Source organism: Halovulum sp. GXIMD14794 (genome assembly GCF_054457455.1).
Map to the genome: position 1 here is coordinate 333,162 of NZ_JBTLNF010000004.1, position 16,833 is coordinate 349,994.

General features: G+C 66.1%; 15 protein-coding genes. 6 read left to right on the plus strand and 9 right to left on the minus strand.

What is annotated here, in order from left to right; genetic code table 11:
• The first annotated feature begins 17 nt into the window (after positions 1–17).
• The 4 genes from ACW9UR_RS08290 (at position 18) to ACW9UR_RS08305 (ending at position 4,530) form a co-directional block, all read left to right on the plus strand.
• A complete protein-coding gene (locus ACW9UR_RS08290) occupies positions 18–662 on the plus strand; it encodes an ABC transporter ATP-binding protein (RefSeq protein WP_458916493.1) in 645 nt (214 codons plus the stop codon).
• Positions 663–724: 62 nt separating this feature from the next.
• A complete protein-coding gene (locus tag ACW9UR_RS08295) occupies positions 725–3,091 on the plus strand; it encodes an ABC transporter permease (RefSeq protein ID WP_458917165.1) in 2,367 nt (788 codons plus the stop codon).
• Positions 3,081–4,145 (plus strand): lipocalin-like domain-containing protein, encoded by a 1,065-nt coding sequence (locus ACW9UR_RS08300; protein ID WP_458916494.1) that lies wholly within the window; start codon positions 3,081–3,083, stop codon positions 4,143–4,145. Before ACW9UR_RS08295 ends, ACW9UR_RS08300 begins: the two co-directional genes overlap by 11 nt.
• A 1-nt stretch (position 4,146) precedes the next feature.
• Positions 4,147–4,530 (plus strand): DUF2237 family protein, encoded by a 384-nt coding sequence (locus ACW9UR_RS08305; RefSeq protein WP_458916495.1) that lies wholly within the window; start codon positions 4,147–4,149, stop codon positions 4,528–4,530.
• A 6-nt stretch (positions 4,531–4,536) separates the two neighbouring features.
• Here ACW9UR_RS08305 and ACW9UR_RS08310 read toward each other — a convergent pair whose 3' ends face one another.
• Genes ACW9UR_RS08310 through ACW9UR_RS08340 form a run of 7 tightly spaced genes read right to left on the minus strand, consistent with a single transcriptional unit; the run spans position 4,537 to position 12,256 of the window.
• A complete protein-coding gene (locus tag ACW9UR_RS08310) occupies positions 4,537–5,301 on the minus strand; it encodes a crotonase/enoyl-CoA hydratase family protein (protein ID WP_458916496.1) in 765 nt (254 codons plus the stop codon).
• Complete coding sequence (locus ACW9UR_RS08315; RefSeq protein WP_458916497.1) at positions 5,298–6,167, minus strand: hydroxymethylglutaryl-CoA lyase; 870 nt, start codon at positions 6,165–6,167, stop codon at positions 5,298–5,300. The genes ACW9UR_RS08310 and ACW9UR_RS08315 overlap by 4 nt, the downstream gene beginning before the upstream one ends.
• Positions 6,160–8,112: an ATP-binding protein gene (locus ACW9UR_RS08320; protein ID WP_458916498.1), complete on the minus strand. Its 1,953-nt coding sequence runs from the start codon at positions 8,110–8,112 to the stop codon at positions 6,160–6,162. The genes ACW9UR_RS08315 and ACW9UR_RS08320 overlap by 8 nt, the downstream gene beginning before the upstream one ends.
• A gap of 7 nt (positions 8,113–8,119) precedes the next feature.
• The gene (locus tag ACW9UR_RS08325; protein ID WP_458916499.1) at positions 8,120–9,697 is read right to left on the minus strand and encodes a carboxyl transferase domain-containing protein; all 1,578 of its coding nucleotides are present in this window, start codon (positions 9,695–9,697) and stop codon (positions 8,120–8,122) included.
• A gap of 10 nt (positions 9,698–9,707) precedes the next feature.
• On the minus strand, positions 9,708–10,469 hold the full coding sequence (locus ACW9UR_RS08330; protein ID WP_458916500.1) for a flavodoxin family protein: 762 nt from the start codon (positions 10,467–10,469) through the stop codon (positions 9,708–9,710).
• A 30-nt stretch (positions 10,470–10,499) separates the two neighbouring features.
• Positions 10,500–11,663 (minus strand): isovaleryl-CoA dehydrogenase, encoded by a 1,164-nt coding sequence (locus ACW9UR_RS08335; protein ID WP_458916501.1) that lies wholly within the window; start codon positions 11,661–11,663, stop codon positions 10,500–10,502.
• Between the two features lie 50 nt (positions 11,664–11,713).
• Positions 11,714–12,256, minus strand: coding sequence for a lipocalin family protein (locus ACW9UR_RS08340; protein WP_458916502.1), 543 nt, complete (start codon positions 12,254–12,256; stop codon positions 11,714–11,716).
• Positions 12,257–12,338: 82 nt separating this feature from the next.
• Here ACW9UR_RS08340 and hisB point away from each other — a divergent pair, with 82 nt between their 5' ends.
• Positions 12,339–12,932: an imidazoleglycerol-phosphate dehydratase HisB gene (gene hisB, locus ACW9UR_RS08345; protein WP_458916503.1), complete on the plus strand. Its 594-nt coding sequence runs from the start codon at positions 12,339–12,341 to the stop codon at positions 12,930–12,932.
• Positions 12,929–13,570 carry an imidazole glycerol phosphate synthase subunit HisH gene (hisH, locus tag ACW9UR_RS08350; RefSeq protein ID WP_458916504.1) on the plus strand — a complete coding sequence of 214 codons (642 nt, stop codon included), beginning with the start codon at positions 12,929–12,931 and terminating at the stop codon, positions 13,568–13,570. The genes hisB and hisH overlap by 4 nt, the downstream gene beginning before the upstream one ends.
• Positions 13,571–13,577: 7 nt before the next feature.
• On the opposite strand, the gene ACW9UR_RS08355 is transcribed toward hisH, so the two are convergent.
• Entirely contained in the window at positions 13,578–14,951 is a 1,374-nt protein-coding gene (locus tag ACW9UR_RS08355; protein WP_458916505.1) for a multicopper oxidase family protein, read from the minus strand.
• 10 nt (positions 14,952–14,961) lie between these two features.
• Positions 14,962–16,767 (minus strand): PHA/PHB synthase family protein, encoded by a 1,806-nt coding sequence (locus ACW9UR_RS08360; protein WP_458916506.1) that lies wholly within the window; start codon positions 16,765–16,767, stop codon positions 14,962–14,964.
• Positions 16,768–16,833 lie beyond the last annotated feature (66 nt).

The following is a 16,833-nucleotide window of genomic DNA, read 5'->3' on the forward strand; positions in this document are numbered from 1 at the left end:
TCAGACTGCGGGAGCGAATGATGCTGGACGTCCAGAACGTGACCAAGCGCTACGGGCGCGTCGTGATCCTCGACGATGTGAGTCTCAGCCTGAAAAAAGCCGAGACAATGGCACTGGTCGGCGAGTCCGGCAGCGGCAAGAGCACGCTTCTGCACCTGATTGCAGGGCTCGATGCACCCGATGCGGGGCAGGTCATGCTGGATGGCGATGACCTGACCCAGTTGAGCGACAGCGGCCGTGCGGCGGCACGGCGCGACAGGATCGGGCTTGTCTTCCAGCAGTTCAATCTGGTGCAGAGCCTGACGGTTGCGCAAAACGTTGCGCTGCAGGCGCGGCTTGCGGGGCGACATGATCCGGAACGCGACGCGCGCCTGCTGGCGCGTCTGGGCCTTGAAGGGCTGGACGCGCGCTATCCCGAACAGCTTTCGGGCGGCCAGCAGCAGCGCGTGGCCATTGCCCGGGCCTTGGCCGCAGCCCCGCCCCTTCTGCTGGCGGACGAGCCGACAGGGAACCTCGATGAAGCGGCCGGTGACCGGGTGATGGACCTGCTGCTCGAGCTGGTGTCCGAGGCCGGAATGGCGTTGATCCTTGTCACGCATTCCGCCCGGCTGGCCCAGCGGCTAGGCCGCGTCGAGACTCTTGCTGGAGGACACTTGGTGTGACCGGCTTCGGCGCCATACTTGCGACGCTTCTCAGCCATTGGCGACGGCGACCGTGGCAACTCATGGCGCTGGTGCTGGGTCTCGCCGTGGCCACTGCGCTCTGGAGCGGGGTGCAGGCGCTGAACGCGCAGGCACGCATGTCCTATGACGAGGCCGCGGCGGTGCTTGGGGGCGACCGCTATGCCTCGATCACCGGCCCGGACCGGCAGGCTCTGAGTGTCGAAGCCTATGCCGAGTTGCGCCGGGCAGGCTGGAAGGTCTCGCCGGTGATCGAGGGCAACTGGCGCATGGACAGCGGGAGCGTCCGGCTGCTCGGCATTGATCCCCTGACCCTGCCGGCGGAAGCCCCCGGGGCCGGGCAAATCGGCACCGAGGCGGATTTCGTCGCCTTCGTCACGCCGCCCTATCGGCTCATCGGGCAGGCCGAGACGCTGGAACGGCTTCCGGAGGGGGCATTCTCAACCCGTGCCGACCCAGACTTGCCGCCGGGTATAATCATCGCCGACATTGGCTTTGCCGAGGACGCTCTCGGACGCGCCGGACGAATCGACCGTCTGATCGTCGAAAGCGAGCAACCGGCGGATCTGCCGCGACCGGAAGAGCTTGCGGGCGGCGTGCTCGAACTCTCCCCGCCACAGGAGCAGGCGGAGCTGGCACAGCTGACCGACAGTTTTCACCTGAACCTGACCGCCTTCGGGTTCCTGTCCTTCGTCGTCGGCCTCTTCATCGTACATTCGACCATCGGACTCGCCTTCGAGCAGCGGCGGCCGATGATCCGCACGCTTCGTGCCATTGGCACCGGCAGGTGGACCCTGACCGCAGCACTGCTGGCGGAGTTACTGGTGCTCGCCACCTTTTCGGCGGCGTTGGGAATGGTGCTTGGCTACATGTTGGCCGGGGCGCTGCTGCCTGATGTGGCGGCCAGCCTGCGGGGGCTCTATGGCGCCGAAGTACCGGGAGAGTTGAACCTTCGGATGAACTGGTGGCTGGCCGGGTTCGGCATGGCGCTGGCGGGGACACTGGTCGCGGCGCTATCCGGTCTCTGGCGGGTGCACCGGATGCCTGTCCTTGCGGCGGCGCAGGCCGAGGCGTGGTATGGCGCGCAGAAGCGCGCGCTCCGGGTGCAGGCCGCGCTTGCGGCTGTGCTGATGCTCGCGGCGGCAGGTCTGGCGTGGCGCGGCGAGGGATTGGTCGCGGGCTTCGCGCTTATGGCGGCGGTGATGCTGTCGGCAGTTCTTGCACTGCCTCCGGTGCTTGTGGCGGTCCTGTCGCTGGCGCGGCGGCGTGCACAAACTCCGGTTGGCGAATGGTTCGTTGCGGAAAGCCGCTCCCAGATCGGCGGGATCAGCCTCGCGCTGATGGCACTGCTGCTCGCGCTCTCGGTCAACATCGGAGTCGGCGCAATGGTCTCGAGCTTTCGCGAGACCTTCCTCGGCTGGCTCGACCAAAGGCTCGCGGCCGAGCTTTACCTGCGCGGAGAGGATGCCGCGCAGGCGGCGGCGATGGTGGACCTGCTGGAAAGCCGCGACGAAGTGATCGCGGTGCTGCCGATCCGTAGCGTCGAGTTGTCCCGCGACGGCCAGCCCTACTTCCTGCACGGGATCCGCGATGACGCGATGTACCGGCAGAACTGGCCGCTGCTGCGCGCGCTGGAAGATCCGTGGGACCGGATCGCGGACGGCAGCGGGGTGCTGATCAGCGAACAGTTCGCGCGATCTGCCACGCTGGACCTTGGCGACAGGCTGCACCCCGGCGGCGACGGGCCGGAGTGGGCGCCGGAGGTTGTCGGGATCTATCCCGACTACGGCAATCCGACCGGGCAGGTGATGACCTCGGAAGCGGAACTGACCTCCCGCTGGTTCGTCCCGCCAGCCATCCGCTTTGCGGTGCGGCTGCAACCGGAAACGACCGGCGAGGTGATCTTGGCGCTGGAGGAACGCTTCACGCTTGGGCCCGAACAGGCGGTCGATCAGGCGAGCCTGAAGGCGGTGTCGCGGCAGGTGTTCGAGCGCACCTTCGCGGTGACGCTGGCCCTGAACGTGCTGACCTTCGCGGTCGCCGGGCTCGCGCTGCTGATCAGCCTGCTGACGCTCGCGGGTATGCGCCTGCCGCAGCTCGCGCCGATGTGGGCGCTGGGGCTGACCCGGGCACGACTCGCGCGGCTGGAGCTGCTGCGAGCGCTGATCCTGGCGCTTGTGACGGCAATACTGGCGATCCCGCTGGGCATCCTGGTGGCATGGATCCTGCTGGCGGTAGTCAATGTCGAAGCCTTCGGCTGGCGTATCCCGCTGCGCCATTACCCCGGCCAATGGTTGCAACTGGCGACGCTTGCGGTCGTGACGGCGGGCATTGCAGCCGCGCTGCCTGCCCGGCGACTGGGCCGCACCCCGCCTGCCCTACTGCTGAGGATTTTCTCGGATGCGCGCTAAGGTTTTTACTGCGATGCTTCTCGCATGCGTCGGAGGTTACGCATGGCCGCAAGGCTATGCGGGCCTCGGAACGGATGCCGAAGGCTACGGAGTGGTCTCGCCGAACCGGGTTTTCGATTTTCCGCGCGATCACCTTCCGCATCCTGAGTTCCGCATCGAATGGTGGTACGTCACCGCCAATCTCGAGGCCGAGGACGGCACCCCCATGGGGCTTCAGTGGACGCTATTCCGGCAGGCCATGTCACCCCCGGTGACCGCTGCAGAAGACGGCTGGCGGTCGCCACAGATCTGGATGGGACACGCGGCCATCACGACGCCAGAGGATCACCGCGTCGCCGAGAGTTTCGCGCGAGGTGGCATCGGACAGGCAGGGGTCGAACCCGCCCCGTTCGAAGCCTGGATCGACGATTGGTCGTTCCGAAGCACCGGTGGCGCAGACCCGCTCGACAAGATGACACTTTCGGCGCGGGGCGAAGATTTCTCATATCAATTGGAGCTGACCGCCGATGGGCCGCTGGTCCTCCAGGGGGACGCGGGGTACTCGGTGAAATCGGAAGCCGGTCAGGCGTCGCATTACTACAGCCAACCGTTCTATGAAGCCCGTGGGCAGCTCACCATCGACGGTAGGCAATTCGAAGTGACTGGCAACGCCTGGCTGGACCGCGAATGGTCGAGCCAGCCGCTGACGGAGGAGCAAACCGGCTGGGATTGGTTTTCGCTGCATCTTCCCGGCGGAGAGAAGCTGATGGCCTACCGTCTGCGCAGCGAGGACGGTAGCGCCTATGTCCCCGGCACGTGGATTGCGGCTGATGGCACGCCGACGCCGCTGCCCGACGGCGCATTCGAGATCGAGGCAGTGGAAATAACAAAGGTCGCCGGCCGCGAGATCCCCACGACCTGGCGCCTTCGCCTGCCCGAGCGCGCGGTGGATCTTACCCTCCGGGCGCTCAATCCAGGCAGTTTCATGACCACCGCTTTCCCCTACTGGGAGGGACCTGTACGCTATTCCGGCAGCCACGAAGGCGTGGGATACCTTGAGATGACGGGGTACTGAGATGGCGAACCGGGCCGCATCGCTGAACGTTCTGGGCGGGCCACTTACGGAATGCTCGGCGGCCCCGCTCACCGGCTTCTGGCGTGACGGCTGCTGCAACACCGGCGCCGAGGACCGGGGCATGCACACGGTCTGCGCAGTGATGACCGAGGGTTTTCTGGAGTTCTCGCGCAGTCGGGGCAATGATCTGAGCACCCCGGTTCCCGGTGCGGGATTCCCGGGGTTGAAACCCGGTGATCGCTGGTGCCTTTGCGCCGGTCGTTGGGCCGAGGCGCTGGCGGCGGACATGGCGCCGCCGGTCATCCTCGAGGCGACACATGCTGCAACGCTCAAGGTCGTCTTGCTGGAGGAACTCAAGCGCCACGCCGTCGCCTCGCGGGCCTGAGCAACGCTATTTTCGGGTCAGGAAGGCTTCGATCCGCGCCCGCGTCTCGGGTCTTTCCCAGCAATCGGCGAGCGCCGAGACCGTCGCCTCGATCGTCTCGTCGTCGATTGGCGGCGCCAGATCTCGGGCCAGGGCCTTGGCATCGGCAACCGCGGCGGGCATCGCGTCGAGATAGGGCGCGACTTCAGCCTCGATCTCGGCATCCAGGGTGTCGGAGGCCAAGACGCGCGCCGCGAGGTTGAGCGGCGGCAATTCCTCGGGTCCGAAGGTGCGGCCGCTCATGAACACCCGCCGCGCCTTCCCCGGCCCCATGCGCGCCAGGACATAGGGCGCGATGGTGGCAGGGATCAAACCCAGCCGGGTCTCGGTGAACCCGAACTTGCCCCTGTCGGCAACCAGGGCCACGTCGCAGACCGCCATCAGCCCCAGCCCGCCGCCAAGCGCCGAGCCGTTGATCCGCCCGATCAGCGGTTTCGGCATCCGGTCCATCGCCCGTAGCATGTGCGCCAGCGCCCGCGCCTCGGCCATCCGCGTCTGCCGATCCGCATCGAACTGCGCGCGCATCCAGTTGAGATCCGCCCCGGCGCAGAAAGACGGCCCCGCCCCGGTCAGGACAACGGCTCGGACACTACTATCGTCCCCGAGCGACCTGGCCGCCTCGGCCAGTTCCGAGATCATCTCCGAAGACATTGCGTTGTGCCGCTCGGGCCGATTCAGCGTCAGGCGGGCAACACCGCGCTCATCGGTTTCCAGCGATATGGTCCGGGTCATGTGGACACTCCAGTTCCGGTCTTGAGCGTCCTAGCGAAACGAGCGGCGCTGGCCAACGCCCCGGGATCCAGCCCTGTCCGATGGCCCAACGGCCGAAGATGCGCCGCAAGCGCCTCGGTCGCCAGGTTGCCGGGTGCTCCGGGCGCGTAAGGACAGCCGCCAAGGCCGCCCAGCGCCGCATCGAAGCTGCGCAGGCCCCGCTCCAGCGCGACGCCCACGTTGGCGAGCGCACTGCCGCCGGTGTCGTGGAAATGCCCGGTCAGGCGCTCTGCCGGCAGGCACGCCAGCACCGCGTCCAGCATGACGGCTACCCGCTCGGGCGTGCCCCGGCCAAGGGTCTCACCAAGGCTGATCTCGTCCGCGCCCATGTCCGCGAGCCGCCGGGCGACGTCGGCGACGGCCTGTGGGTCGACCGGACCCTCGTAGGGGCAATCTGTGACGCAGGAGACATACCCGCGCACCGGGATACCGTCCCTTTCCGCAGCACGGAGGATCGGCGCGAACCGCGAGAAGCTCTCGTCGATAGAACAGTTGATGTTGGCTTGAGAAAAGCCCTCGGTCGCCGATGCGAATACCGCAACGCGGTCGGCTCTCGCCACAAGGGCGCGGTCGTAGCCCTTCTCGTTCGGCACCAGCACCGAGTATTCGACCCCGGCCTCGCGCCTAATCCCAGCCATCACCTCGGCGGCGTCCGCCAGTTGCGGCACTGCCCGAGGAGAGACGAAACTTGTCACCTCGATCCTGCCAAGTCCGGCGGCTGCGGCTCGCTCCACCAGCGCGATCTTGTCGGCGGCGGGGATTGCCCGAGCCTCGTTCTGCAGTCCGTCACGCGGGCCGACCTCGCAGATCCGAACCAGGTCAGTCATCGCTACCATCCAGCACGATCAGCGCGACGCCGCGCGCCACCTGGTCACCTTCGGACACGGCTACGCTCGCCACCTCGCCGGCGCGGGGAGCTCGTAAGGTGTGCTCCATCTTCATCGCCTCCAGCACAAGAAGAGGCTGCCCCTCCACAATCGCATCCCCGGTCGCGACCAACACCTGACGCACGAAACCCGGCATCGGCGCGACCACATCGCCGCCCGCCGGGCCACCGCCCCCGGACATCGCCGAGCGTGCGCGGGCAACCCGGTAAGACTGCCCCTCCACGAACAGCGTTGCGACACCGTTCGACACGTCGAGCGGCACCGCCCGGCGATGCCCCTCGGCGGTCCAGCGCCAAAGATCCTCTCCCGGTGTCACATCCTCCAAAGCCAGGGCTGCATCCGGCAAGTTCACCCGGAACCGTCCCGGCGCGAGCTGAGTGATCGACACGGTCACCTGACGCCCATCCACGTCGAGCAGCACCCGTTGCCGGAGGGGCGTCCAGAGGTGGAACCCATCCGCGTTTGGGCTGGGCAGACCGAGAACGGCTAGCGCGGCTACGGCAAGATGCTCGGGCCGAAGCGGCGGCGAAGCGGTCAGAGCCTCACCGCTGCGGTCGATAAGACCGGTGTCCACCGCGCCCGACCGGAAGCCCGGATCATCGAGCAGGCGCACCAGGAAGCCGACATTGGCAACTGATCCGGCCAGCCGCGCGCCGGTCAACCCGCGCCGCAGCGTCGCGATTGCGGACGCCCGGTCCTCGCCGTGCGCGATCACCTTGGCGATCATGGGATCGTAGTGCGGCGTGATCTCATCGCCGTCGCGCACGCCGCGATCGGCACGCACACCTTCCGGGAAGGAAACCGTGTCGAGCCGTCCGGTCGCCGGCAGGAACCCCTGCTCCGGATCCTCGGCGTAGACCCGCGCCTCGATCGCATGGCCACAAGGCTGAATGTCCCCCTGCCGCGCAGGCAGTGCCTCGCCAGCTGCGACCCGCAATTGCCACTCCACCAGGTCGATCCCGGTGATAGCTTCGGTCACCGGATGCTCGACCTGAAGCCGGGTGTTCATCTCCATGAACCAGAACCCGTCGGGGCGCAGCGCACCCGAACCGTCGGCGATGAACTCCACGGTCCCGGCGCCGGAATAGCCGATAGCCTCGGCTGCCCGTACGGCGGCAGCACCCATCGCCTGCCGTACCACTTCGGTCATGCCGGGCGCGGGGGCCTCCTCGATCACCTTCTGGTGCCGCCGCTGCATCGAGCAATCCCGCTCCAGCAGGTGCACCGCCCGCGTGCCATCCCCGAAGATCTGGACCTCGATATGCCGGGGCGTCGAGACGAACTTCTCGATCAGCACGTCACCATTGCCGAAGGCCTGCACCGCCTCGCGCCGCGCGCCCGCAAGCGCCGAGGCGAAATCGGCTTGCCGTTCCACCAGCCGCATACCCTTTCCGCCGCCGCCCGCGACCGCCTTGATGAGGACCGGGAATCCGATCGCCATGGCCTCAGTCTCGAGGCGCGCTTCGTCCTGATCTTCGCCGTGATAGCCGGGCACGACCGGCACGCCCGCCTCGGCCATCAAGACCTTCGCCCGGTTCTTCAGACCCATCGCACGGATCGCCTTCGCAGACGGCCCGACGAAGACCAGCCCGGCGGCTTCGACCGCTTCGACGAAAGCTGGGTTCTCGGACAGAAACCCGTATCCCGGATGGATCGCCTGCGCCCCGGTGCGGCGCGCGGCCTCGAGGATTGCGACGATGTCCAGGTAGCTCGCCGAGGCCTCCGCCGGACCGATGCGCATGGCCTCGTCGGCCATCTCCACGTGCAGCGCATTCGCGTCGGCGTCCGAGTACACGGCGATGCAGTGCACACCCAGTCGGCGGGCGGTGCGGATGACACGGCAGGCGATCTCGCCCCGGTTCGCGATCAGCAATCGGTCGAACATCTGCCCCTCACATCCGAAACACACCGAAACGCGTGGGCGGCACATCGGCCCCGTCGCAGGCAGCCAGCGACAGCGAAACGACGCGGCGCGTATCGCGCGGATCGATCACCCCATCGTCCCACAGCCGCGCCGAAGCGTAGAGCGGATGCGATTGCCGCTCGAACTGGTCGAGGATCGGACGCTTGAACCCGGCTTCATCGTCCTCGCTCCAACTGCCGCCGCGTCGCTCGATCCCGTCGCGTCGCACGGTGGCCAGAACGCCCGCCGCCTGTGCGCCGCCCATGACCGAGATCCGGGAGTTCGGCCAGGACCACAGGAACCTTGGCTGATAGGCCCGGCCCGCCATGCCGTAGTTCCCCGCCCCGAACGAGCCGCCGATCAGCACGGTGATCTTCGGAACCGAAACCGTGGCGACGGCGGTCACAAGCTTGGCCCCTGCGCGGGCGATACCGCCATGTTCGGCCTCGCGGCCCACCATGAACCCGGTGATGTTCTGCAGAAACAAGAGCGGCGTACCGCGCTGGGCGCAAAGCTGCACGAAATGCGCGCCCTTTTCGGCACTCTCGGAAAGGAGCACGCCATTGTTGGCCAGGATGCCGACCGCCCAGCCGTCGATCTGCGCGAAACCGGCAACCAGTGTCTCGCCATAGCGCGCCTTGAACTCGTCGAAACTTTCCGCATCGACCACGCGCGATATCACCTCGCGCACATCGTAGGGCTGCCGCAGGTCCGCCGGGACCACATCGAGCAGACCTTCTGGGCTGGCCAGCGGCGCAGCCGGTGGTCGCCGGGCGAGCGCCCCCGCCCGCGGGGGCCCGAGCGCGGCGACGGCCTGGCGGGCCAGCGCCAGCGCATGAGCGTCGTCCTCGGCCAGATAATCCACTACGCCAGAGAGCCGCGTGTGAACATCGCCCCCGCCCAACGCCTCGGCGCTGATCTCCTCGCCCGTCGCGGCTTTCACCAGCGGCGGCCCGGCCAGGAAAATCGTGCCCTGTTCGCGTACGATGATCGACACGTCCGACATGGCCGGGACATAGGCGCCGCCCGCCGTGCACGAGCCCATGACGACGGCAATCTGGGCGATCCCTTGCGCGCTCATGTTCGCCTGGTTGTAGAAGATCCGCCCGAAATGGTCTCGGTCCGGAAATACCTCGTCCTGGTTCGGCAGGTTCGCCCCGCCCGAGTCTACCAGGTAGACGCAAGGCAGCCTGTTCTCGGCGGCGATTTCCTGCGCCCGCAGGTGTTTCTTCACCGTCATCGGATAGTAGGTGCCGCCCTTCACCGTGGCGTCGTTGCAGACCACCACGACCTGCCGGCCCTCGACCAGCCCGATCCCGGCGATCACCCCGGCGCAGGGCGCGGCACCGTCGTACATGCCATGTGCAGCGAGGGCGCCGATCTCGAGAAATGGGCTACCCGGATCCAGCAGTGCACCGACCCGGTCGCGGGGCAGCATCTTGCCACGTCCTTCGTGGCGGGCCTGCGCTTCCGGACCGCCTCCTGCCGCCGCCGCCTGGGCCGCGCTGGAAATCTCCTCCAGCATGCGCAGATGCTCGGCCCTGTTGATCTCGATGTCGCTTACCATGACCGCCGCCTCATGCCCGATGTTCGGGGTTGTCGTAGTCGAACCGGCACCCGGCCTTCCAAGCGTTCCGGTCATTGCCGTGGTTCGGCAGCCCGCCCGCAACCTTCAACATCCGCGCCATGTGCAGCAGGTTCCACGTCATGATCGTCGTATTGCGCTGGGTGAAATCGTTGCCGAACCCGGCGCGAGAGCCGTCCTCCAACTTGTCACCATAGCTCGGTCCGGGCCCTGCCTCGCCGATCCAGCCGCAATCGGCCTGTGGTGGGATCGTGTAGCCCAGGTGCCCCAGTGCATAGAGGATCGTCATAGCGGTGTGCTTGATCCCGTCTTCGTTGCCGGTGATCACGCAACCGCCGACCTTGCCGTAGAACAGCGACTGGCCCTTGTCGTTGAGCATTCCGCTCATGCCATACAGCCGCTCGATCAGGATCCGACAGACGGAGCTTTCCTCGCCCAGCCAGAGCGGCGTGCCGACCACCAGGATCTCGGCCGCGCGGACCTTTTCCCACACCGCGGGCCAGTCGTCGCGGTCCCAACCATGCTCGGTCATATCCGGGTAGACCCCCGGCGGCACCTGGTGCGAGAGCATGTGCACATGCTCCACCGCAACGCCGTTCTTTTCCATGATCTCGCCAGCCACGCTCAGCAGCAGCTTGGTGTGACTCTCGGAAGGTTCGCGCTTCAGCGACGTGTTTACGATCACCGCCTTCAGGTCGCTGAAGTCGGTGGTATTCTCGTCACATAATTTCTGCTGCTGGTCGCTCAGGGTCATGTCCAGGCTCCTTCCCCGGTTGGCCGTCCGCTATCCCGTTGCCTTCATCAGCTCGCGCCCGATCAACATTCGGCGGATCTCGCTGGTGCCTGCGCCGATCTCCATCAACTTTGCGTCACGCATGATCCGCGCCAGCGGCGAGTCGTTCAGGTAGCCCGCGCCGCCCATCGCCTGGACGCCCTGCACCGCCATTTCCATCGCCTTTTCCGAGGCGTAGAGCACGCAGCCCGCCGCGTCCTGCCGCGTCACTTGCCCCCGGTCGCAGGCCTTGGCGACCTCGTAGACATAGGCCCGGCTGGCGTTCATCGTTGAGTAGATGTCGGCGATCTTGCCCTGCATCAGCTGGAAGTCCCCGATCTTCTGCCCGAACTGCTTGCGCTCGTGCATGTAGGGCATGATGTGGTCGAGGATCGCGTGCATCAGGCCGACACCGATGCCCGACAGCACCACGCGTTCGTAGTCGAGCCCTGACATCAGCACGCGGACGCCCTGCCCCTCCTGCCCCAGCACGTTCTCGAACGGGACTTCGACATTCTCGAAGGTGATTTCGGCCGTGTTCGAACCGCGCATCCCTAACTTGTCGAAATGCGGGCCGACCGAGAACCCGGCCATCTCGCGCTCGATCAGGAAGGCGGTGATGCCCTTCGCCCCGGCCTCGGGGTCGGTCTTGGCATAGACCACCAGAACGCCCGCGTCGGGACTGTTGGTGATCCAGTATTTCGAGCCGTTCAGCACGTAGCGGTCGTTCCGCTTCTCTGCCCGCAAGCTCATCGAGACAACATCAGAGCCAGCGCCAGCCTCGGACATCGCGAGACTGCCAACCTTCCGGCCCGAAATCAGGTCTGGCAGGTACTTCGCCTTCTGCTCCGCCGAGCCGTTCAGCGCGATCTGGTTCACGCAGAGGTTCGAATGCGCTCCATAGCTGAGACTGACCGAGGCGCTGGCCCGTGCAAGTTCCTCGACCGCGACGACATGGGCGAGATAGCCCATACCCGCGCCGCCATCGGCCTCGGGGACGGTGATGCCAAGCAGGCCCAGCTGGCCCATCTCAGGCCAAAGCTCGTTAGGAAACTGGTTGTCCCGGTCGATCTGCGCGGCCATCGGCGCCACGCGCTCCTGCGCCCAGCGGTGGACCATGTCCCGCAGCGCCTCGACATCCTCGCCGCAGTCGAATCGCATCGACGCCGTGAACATGCGCCGTTCCTCCCCCTTTTTGAGGAACTGAACACACGTTCATTTACAAATCAAGTACCCTGTTGAGTCCAGTGCAGGCGATCCACGTCGTACCCGTCGGCACGCAGCACATCGAGTGCACGCTCCCGCGCGGCGTCGTCGATCTGCGGATCGCGGGCAAGAATCCACCCGAAGTCGCCTGATGGCGTACCGACCACCGCAAGATCATAGTCCTCGGTCACGTCGAGCACCCAGTAGTCGCCCTCGAACGGCAGCCACTTGACGAACTTCACCTTCAGCTGTCCCGGCGCAGCGACGCGGGCGATGCCCTCGGCCCGGTCGATCTCGCCGTCCACCCCGCCCTTGCGGCAAGTGTTCACCACGGTGATCCGCCCGTCGTCCCGCTGCGCGTACTCAGCGGTCACCCCAGCGCATCCCTCTTCGAAACTGTTCGGAAAGCGAGCGATTTCGTACCAGGTGCCGGAATAGCGCTCGACATCAAGCCGCGAGACACTCTCCATCGGTACGCTGGTGTCGCGATAGTCGCCACCGCCGCCACAGGCGGACAGCAGCAGGGCCAGCCCCGCGGGGCCAAGGATCTGGACGGCGCGCATCAGTTTCTCCTGTCATTTCCGGTCGGGCTTCCCCCCGCCCCGCCGCGCCGCTACAACGCGGTGCGACCACAGCGAGGGCCCCATGCGGAAAGCAACGGTAGAGCGGAACACGGCGGAGACAAAAATCCGCGTGGAAATCGACCTGGACGGGACCGGGACTTACGACAATGCGACCGGCGTGGGGTTCTTCGACCACATGCTGGACCAGTTGGCCCGGCACGCGCTGATCGACATGACCGTCACAGCCGAGGGCGACACGCATATCGACGATCACCACACGGTCGAGGACGTCGGAATCGCCATCGGCAAGGCCCTGACCAAGGCAGTCGGCGACAAGCGCGGCATCCGCCGCTACGGCTCCTGCCTGCTGCCGATGGACGACACGCTGGTGCGCGCCGCGCTGGATATAAGCGGGCGGCCCTACCTGGTGTGGAAGGTGGACTTCACCGCGCCGACGATCGGCGCGTTCGACACCGAATTGGTGCGCGAGTTCTTCCAGGCGTTCAGCACGCATGGCGGCATCACGCTGCATGTCGAATGCATCGACGGCGTCAACAGCCACCACATCGCCGAAGCGGCGTTCAAGGCGGTGGCCCGCGCATTGCGCGATGCGCTGGAAACCGATCCGCGCACAGCGGCGTTGGTCCCTTCGACAAAGGGCACCTTGAGCGAATGAACACCGTCATCATCGACTACGAATCCGGCAACCTGCACTCGGCCGAAAAGAGCTTCCAGCGCATGGCGGCGGAAACCGGCACCGGTGCCGTCGTCGTGACCTCTGACCCCGAGACCGTGCGCTCCGCCGACCGCATCGTGCTACCAGGTGTCGGCGCCTTCGCGGATTGCCGGGCCGGTCTGGATGCGATCCCCGGCATGGTGGACGCGCTGGAGGAACGGGTGCTTTCCGGTGGCGTACCGTTCATGGGCATCTGTGTCGGCCAGCAGCTGATGACCACGATCGGCCGCGAGCACGGCGCGGACGCGCCCGGCTTCGGCTGGATCCCAGGCGAGTGCGTCGCGATCGCGCCAGACGATCCTGCGCTGAAGATCCCGCACATGGGTTGGAACGCGCTGGAGAACCTTGCGCCGCACCCGGTCTTCGCCGGGTTGGCCGAGGGCGATCACGCCTACTTCGTGCACTCCTACCATGTGAAGCCGACGAACCCGGACGACGTGCTGGCGGTGACCGACTACGGCGGGCCAGTAACCGCCGCCATCGGGCGCGACAACATGATCGGGACGCAGTTCCACCCCGAGAAAAGCCAGCGCACAGGCCTGTTGCTGATCGCGAACTTCCTGCTCTGGAAACCCTGATCCGCCGCTAGAGCACCTTGATCCATGTCGCCATCCCGGCGGCGTGGTGCGAGAGCATGTGACAGTGAAACAGCCAGTCGCCGGGATTGTCACAGAGCACGGCAATCTCTCGAACGGTGCCGGGATCGACCAGGATCGTATCCCGCGCCGGGCCAAGACCTCCGGTTGCAAGCACCTCGCGGAAATGGTGGCCGTGCAGGTGCATGGCATGCGGGAAGGCGGTCATGTTGGCGATCGGGATTCGCAAAGTTTCGCCGCGCTCTGCCTCGATGAAAGGCTCGGGCGGCACGCCCGCGTTGCCGTTAAGCGCCCAGAAGAGCCCTTGTTCGGCCAGGGTCCGGCCATCGACCTGCTCACCGCGCACACTGGCGCGAGTGAGGCCCCGCATCGCACCGCCTTCCATGCCCAGGGGCACCGTCCGGGCCCCGCTCATCATCGGCAGGGCCTGCCCGGGGTTGAGCGGCAACGTTGCCAGCTGCCCGCGAGGTTCGCGGTCGCTCTCTACGACGGTGAACGAGGCCAGCGAAAACCCCTCGCCCTGGAAGATCTCTAGCAGGAACGCTTCCTGCCCGACGGGGGCGGTCACGTCCACGATCAGGTCTACACGTCCGCCCGGGGCCAGGAATATCTGCCCGGCCTGGATCAGCGTCTCGACCGGCATCCCGTCAACCGCTGCCACCCAGCCTTCAAGGCCCTTGATCGACAGCTCGAAGATCCGCCCTGGCGCCGCATTGATCACCCGCAGGCGCAGTCTCTCGTAGCGGCCGACCTCTTCAGTGAATTCGGCGGTCCCTGAGGTGGTAACGAAATTGCCGATCCGCCCGGCGTGCGAGGCGTCGTGAGGGTTATCGAAATCCTCGCTGATCGCGGCCGGATCAACCAGCCGCCAATCGGAAAGCATGAGCACGATATCCCGGTCGACCTCGGGCGGCTCGGTCTCCTCGACGATCAGCGGACCGGCCATCCCGCGCGAGACCTGCTCCAGCCCATTCATGTGCGAATGGTACCAATAGGTTCCTGCGTCCGGCACGGCGAAGTCGTAGGTGAAGCTGCCACCCGGGGCCACCGGGTCCTGGGTCAGGCCGGGCACGCCGTCCATCGCGTTGTCGAGCCGGATGCCGTGCCAGTGAATCGTCGTCGCCTGAGGCAGCTCGTTGATCAGTTCGCGCACGACGCGGCCGCCCTGCTTCACCCGGATCTCGGACCCCGGCACACGCCCGCCAAAGGTCCACATGTCCGTCGCCGGAAACTCCGAAGGCGCCAGCTGCACAGAGCTCTCGGCGGCCCGCAGAACCTCGGCGCCCTGTGCCCGCAGGGGTAGCGAGGGCAGAACGACGCCTGCGGCGGCAGCCCCGAGCAGGCGGCGACGGGTGATCTTCATTCGCGTGTTCCTAGCGCTTATCGAACCGAACCTTGACGTAGTCTCCCGGTGCATCGGCAACCGGGCCCAGGACCGCGCCCGGCTCGCGGGCGTTCACCTTGCGACCAGATTTGGCGGAGAGCCACCTGTCCCAATCGACCCACCAGCTGCCCGGCGTTTCCTCGGCGTTTTCCAACCAGCCGGAAATATCGTCCGAACTCAGATCCTCGTTGGTCCAGAACTGGTACTTGTTCGTGGCTGGCGGATTGACTACCCCGGCGATATGGCCCGAGCCTGAGAGAACGAAGCGCACCTTCGCCTTGCTCATGAGCCGCGCACCCCTATAGACCGAGGCCGCCGGTGCGATGTGATCCTCCTTGGTCGCGACGTGGTAGACCGGGCCGCGGATGTCGGCCAACGTGACGGGCGTGTCCAGCACCGACAGCCGTCCACCGGCGAAGTCGTTGTCGTCGTAGAATTTGTCCAGGTAGAAGTGATGGACCTTTGCCGGCATCGCGGTGGAGTCGGCGTTCCAGTACAGCAGATCGAACGGAAACGGGTCCTTCCCCAGCATGTAGTTGTTGACCACGTAGGACCAGATCAGGTCGTTCGAGCGCAGCATGTTGAACGCCTGCGCCATCTTGTTGGCCGGCAGGTACCCCTTCTGCATTTCTTCGTCGACGGCGCGAATGGTCTGGTCGTCCACGAAGACCTGCAACTCACCCGCATCGTCGAAGTCGAGTTGCGCCGTAAAGAACGTCGAGGAGCTGACACGCTTGTCCCCGGTCTTGCCGAAATAGGCCATCAGCGTTCCGGTCATCGTCCCGCCGATGCAGTAGGATGCGATGTTCAGCGAGGTCTGCCCTGTCTCCTCCAGCGCCTTGTCGATGGCGGTCATCGCGCCTTTGGTCAGGTAGCTGTCCCATGTTTCGTCGCGCTGGCGCTCGTCCGGGTTCACCCAGGAGATCATGAAGACAGTGTAGCCCTGCGCCACCAGCCACTTCACCATCGACTTCTTTTCGTTGAGGTCGAGCACATAGTACTTGTTGATCCAGGGAGGGATGATCAGCAGCGGCTTGGCATAGACCTTCTCGGTTGTGGGCGCGTACTGGATCAGCTCGAGGATCTCGTTGCGAAACACGACCTTCCCCGGGCTGATCGCCATATCGCGGCCGACCTCGAATGCGTCCATGTCGGTCTGCCGGATCAGCAGCTGGCCCTTCCCGCGCTCCAGGTCCTCGAGCATCATCTTCAGCCCGCGCACCAGGTTCGCGCCCTTCTCGTCAGCCGTCGCCTCGAGCACTTCGGGATTCAGCGCGAAAAAATTGGCGGGATTCAGCGCCTCGACGAAGTTCCGGGTGTAGAACTCGGCCTTCTTGCGCTCTCGCGGGTCCATCTCGCCGACGGTTTGAACCATGTGATTGATCCAGCCAGAGGTCAGCAGGTAGTTTTCTTTCAGGTAGTCGAAGAGCGCGTTCTCGGACCATTCCTTGTGCTGGAAACGCTTGCCGGCCGGGGCCTTGCGGTCCAGCTGCGGCATCTCGGTATCCTTGGCACCAAGCCACTTCAGCGTCGCGGCCTGCCAGAGCGCCGCCTGGTCGGACCACATGTCCAGCGTCGCGTCCGCGACCTGCTTGGGATTGTCGTACATCGCGCGCGCCAGCGCGATCCAGGCCGGGATCGTGTTCAGTGGGTCGGCGTTGCGGGGCGCGCCTTCTTCGGCCTGCGCCTCCAAAAACCGCGTCCAGATCTTCTGCGTGATCTCCATGACTTCCGTCATGTTGGCGGCGGTCTCTGCGCCCTGTTCGAGCAGGGTGTTCTCGCTGTCGCTGGTCATGTCCCCGTCACTTCCTTGCAGGCCGTTTCCCCCGGCCCTATCCTCGCCGCCTGAAAGGGGGCTTCG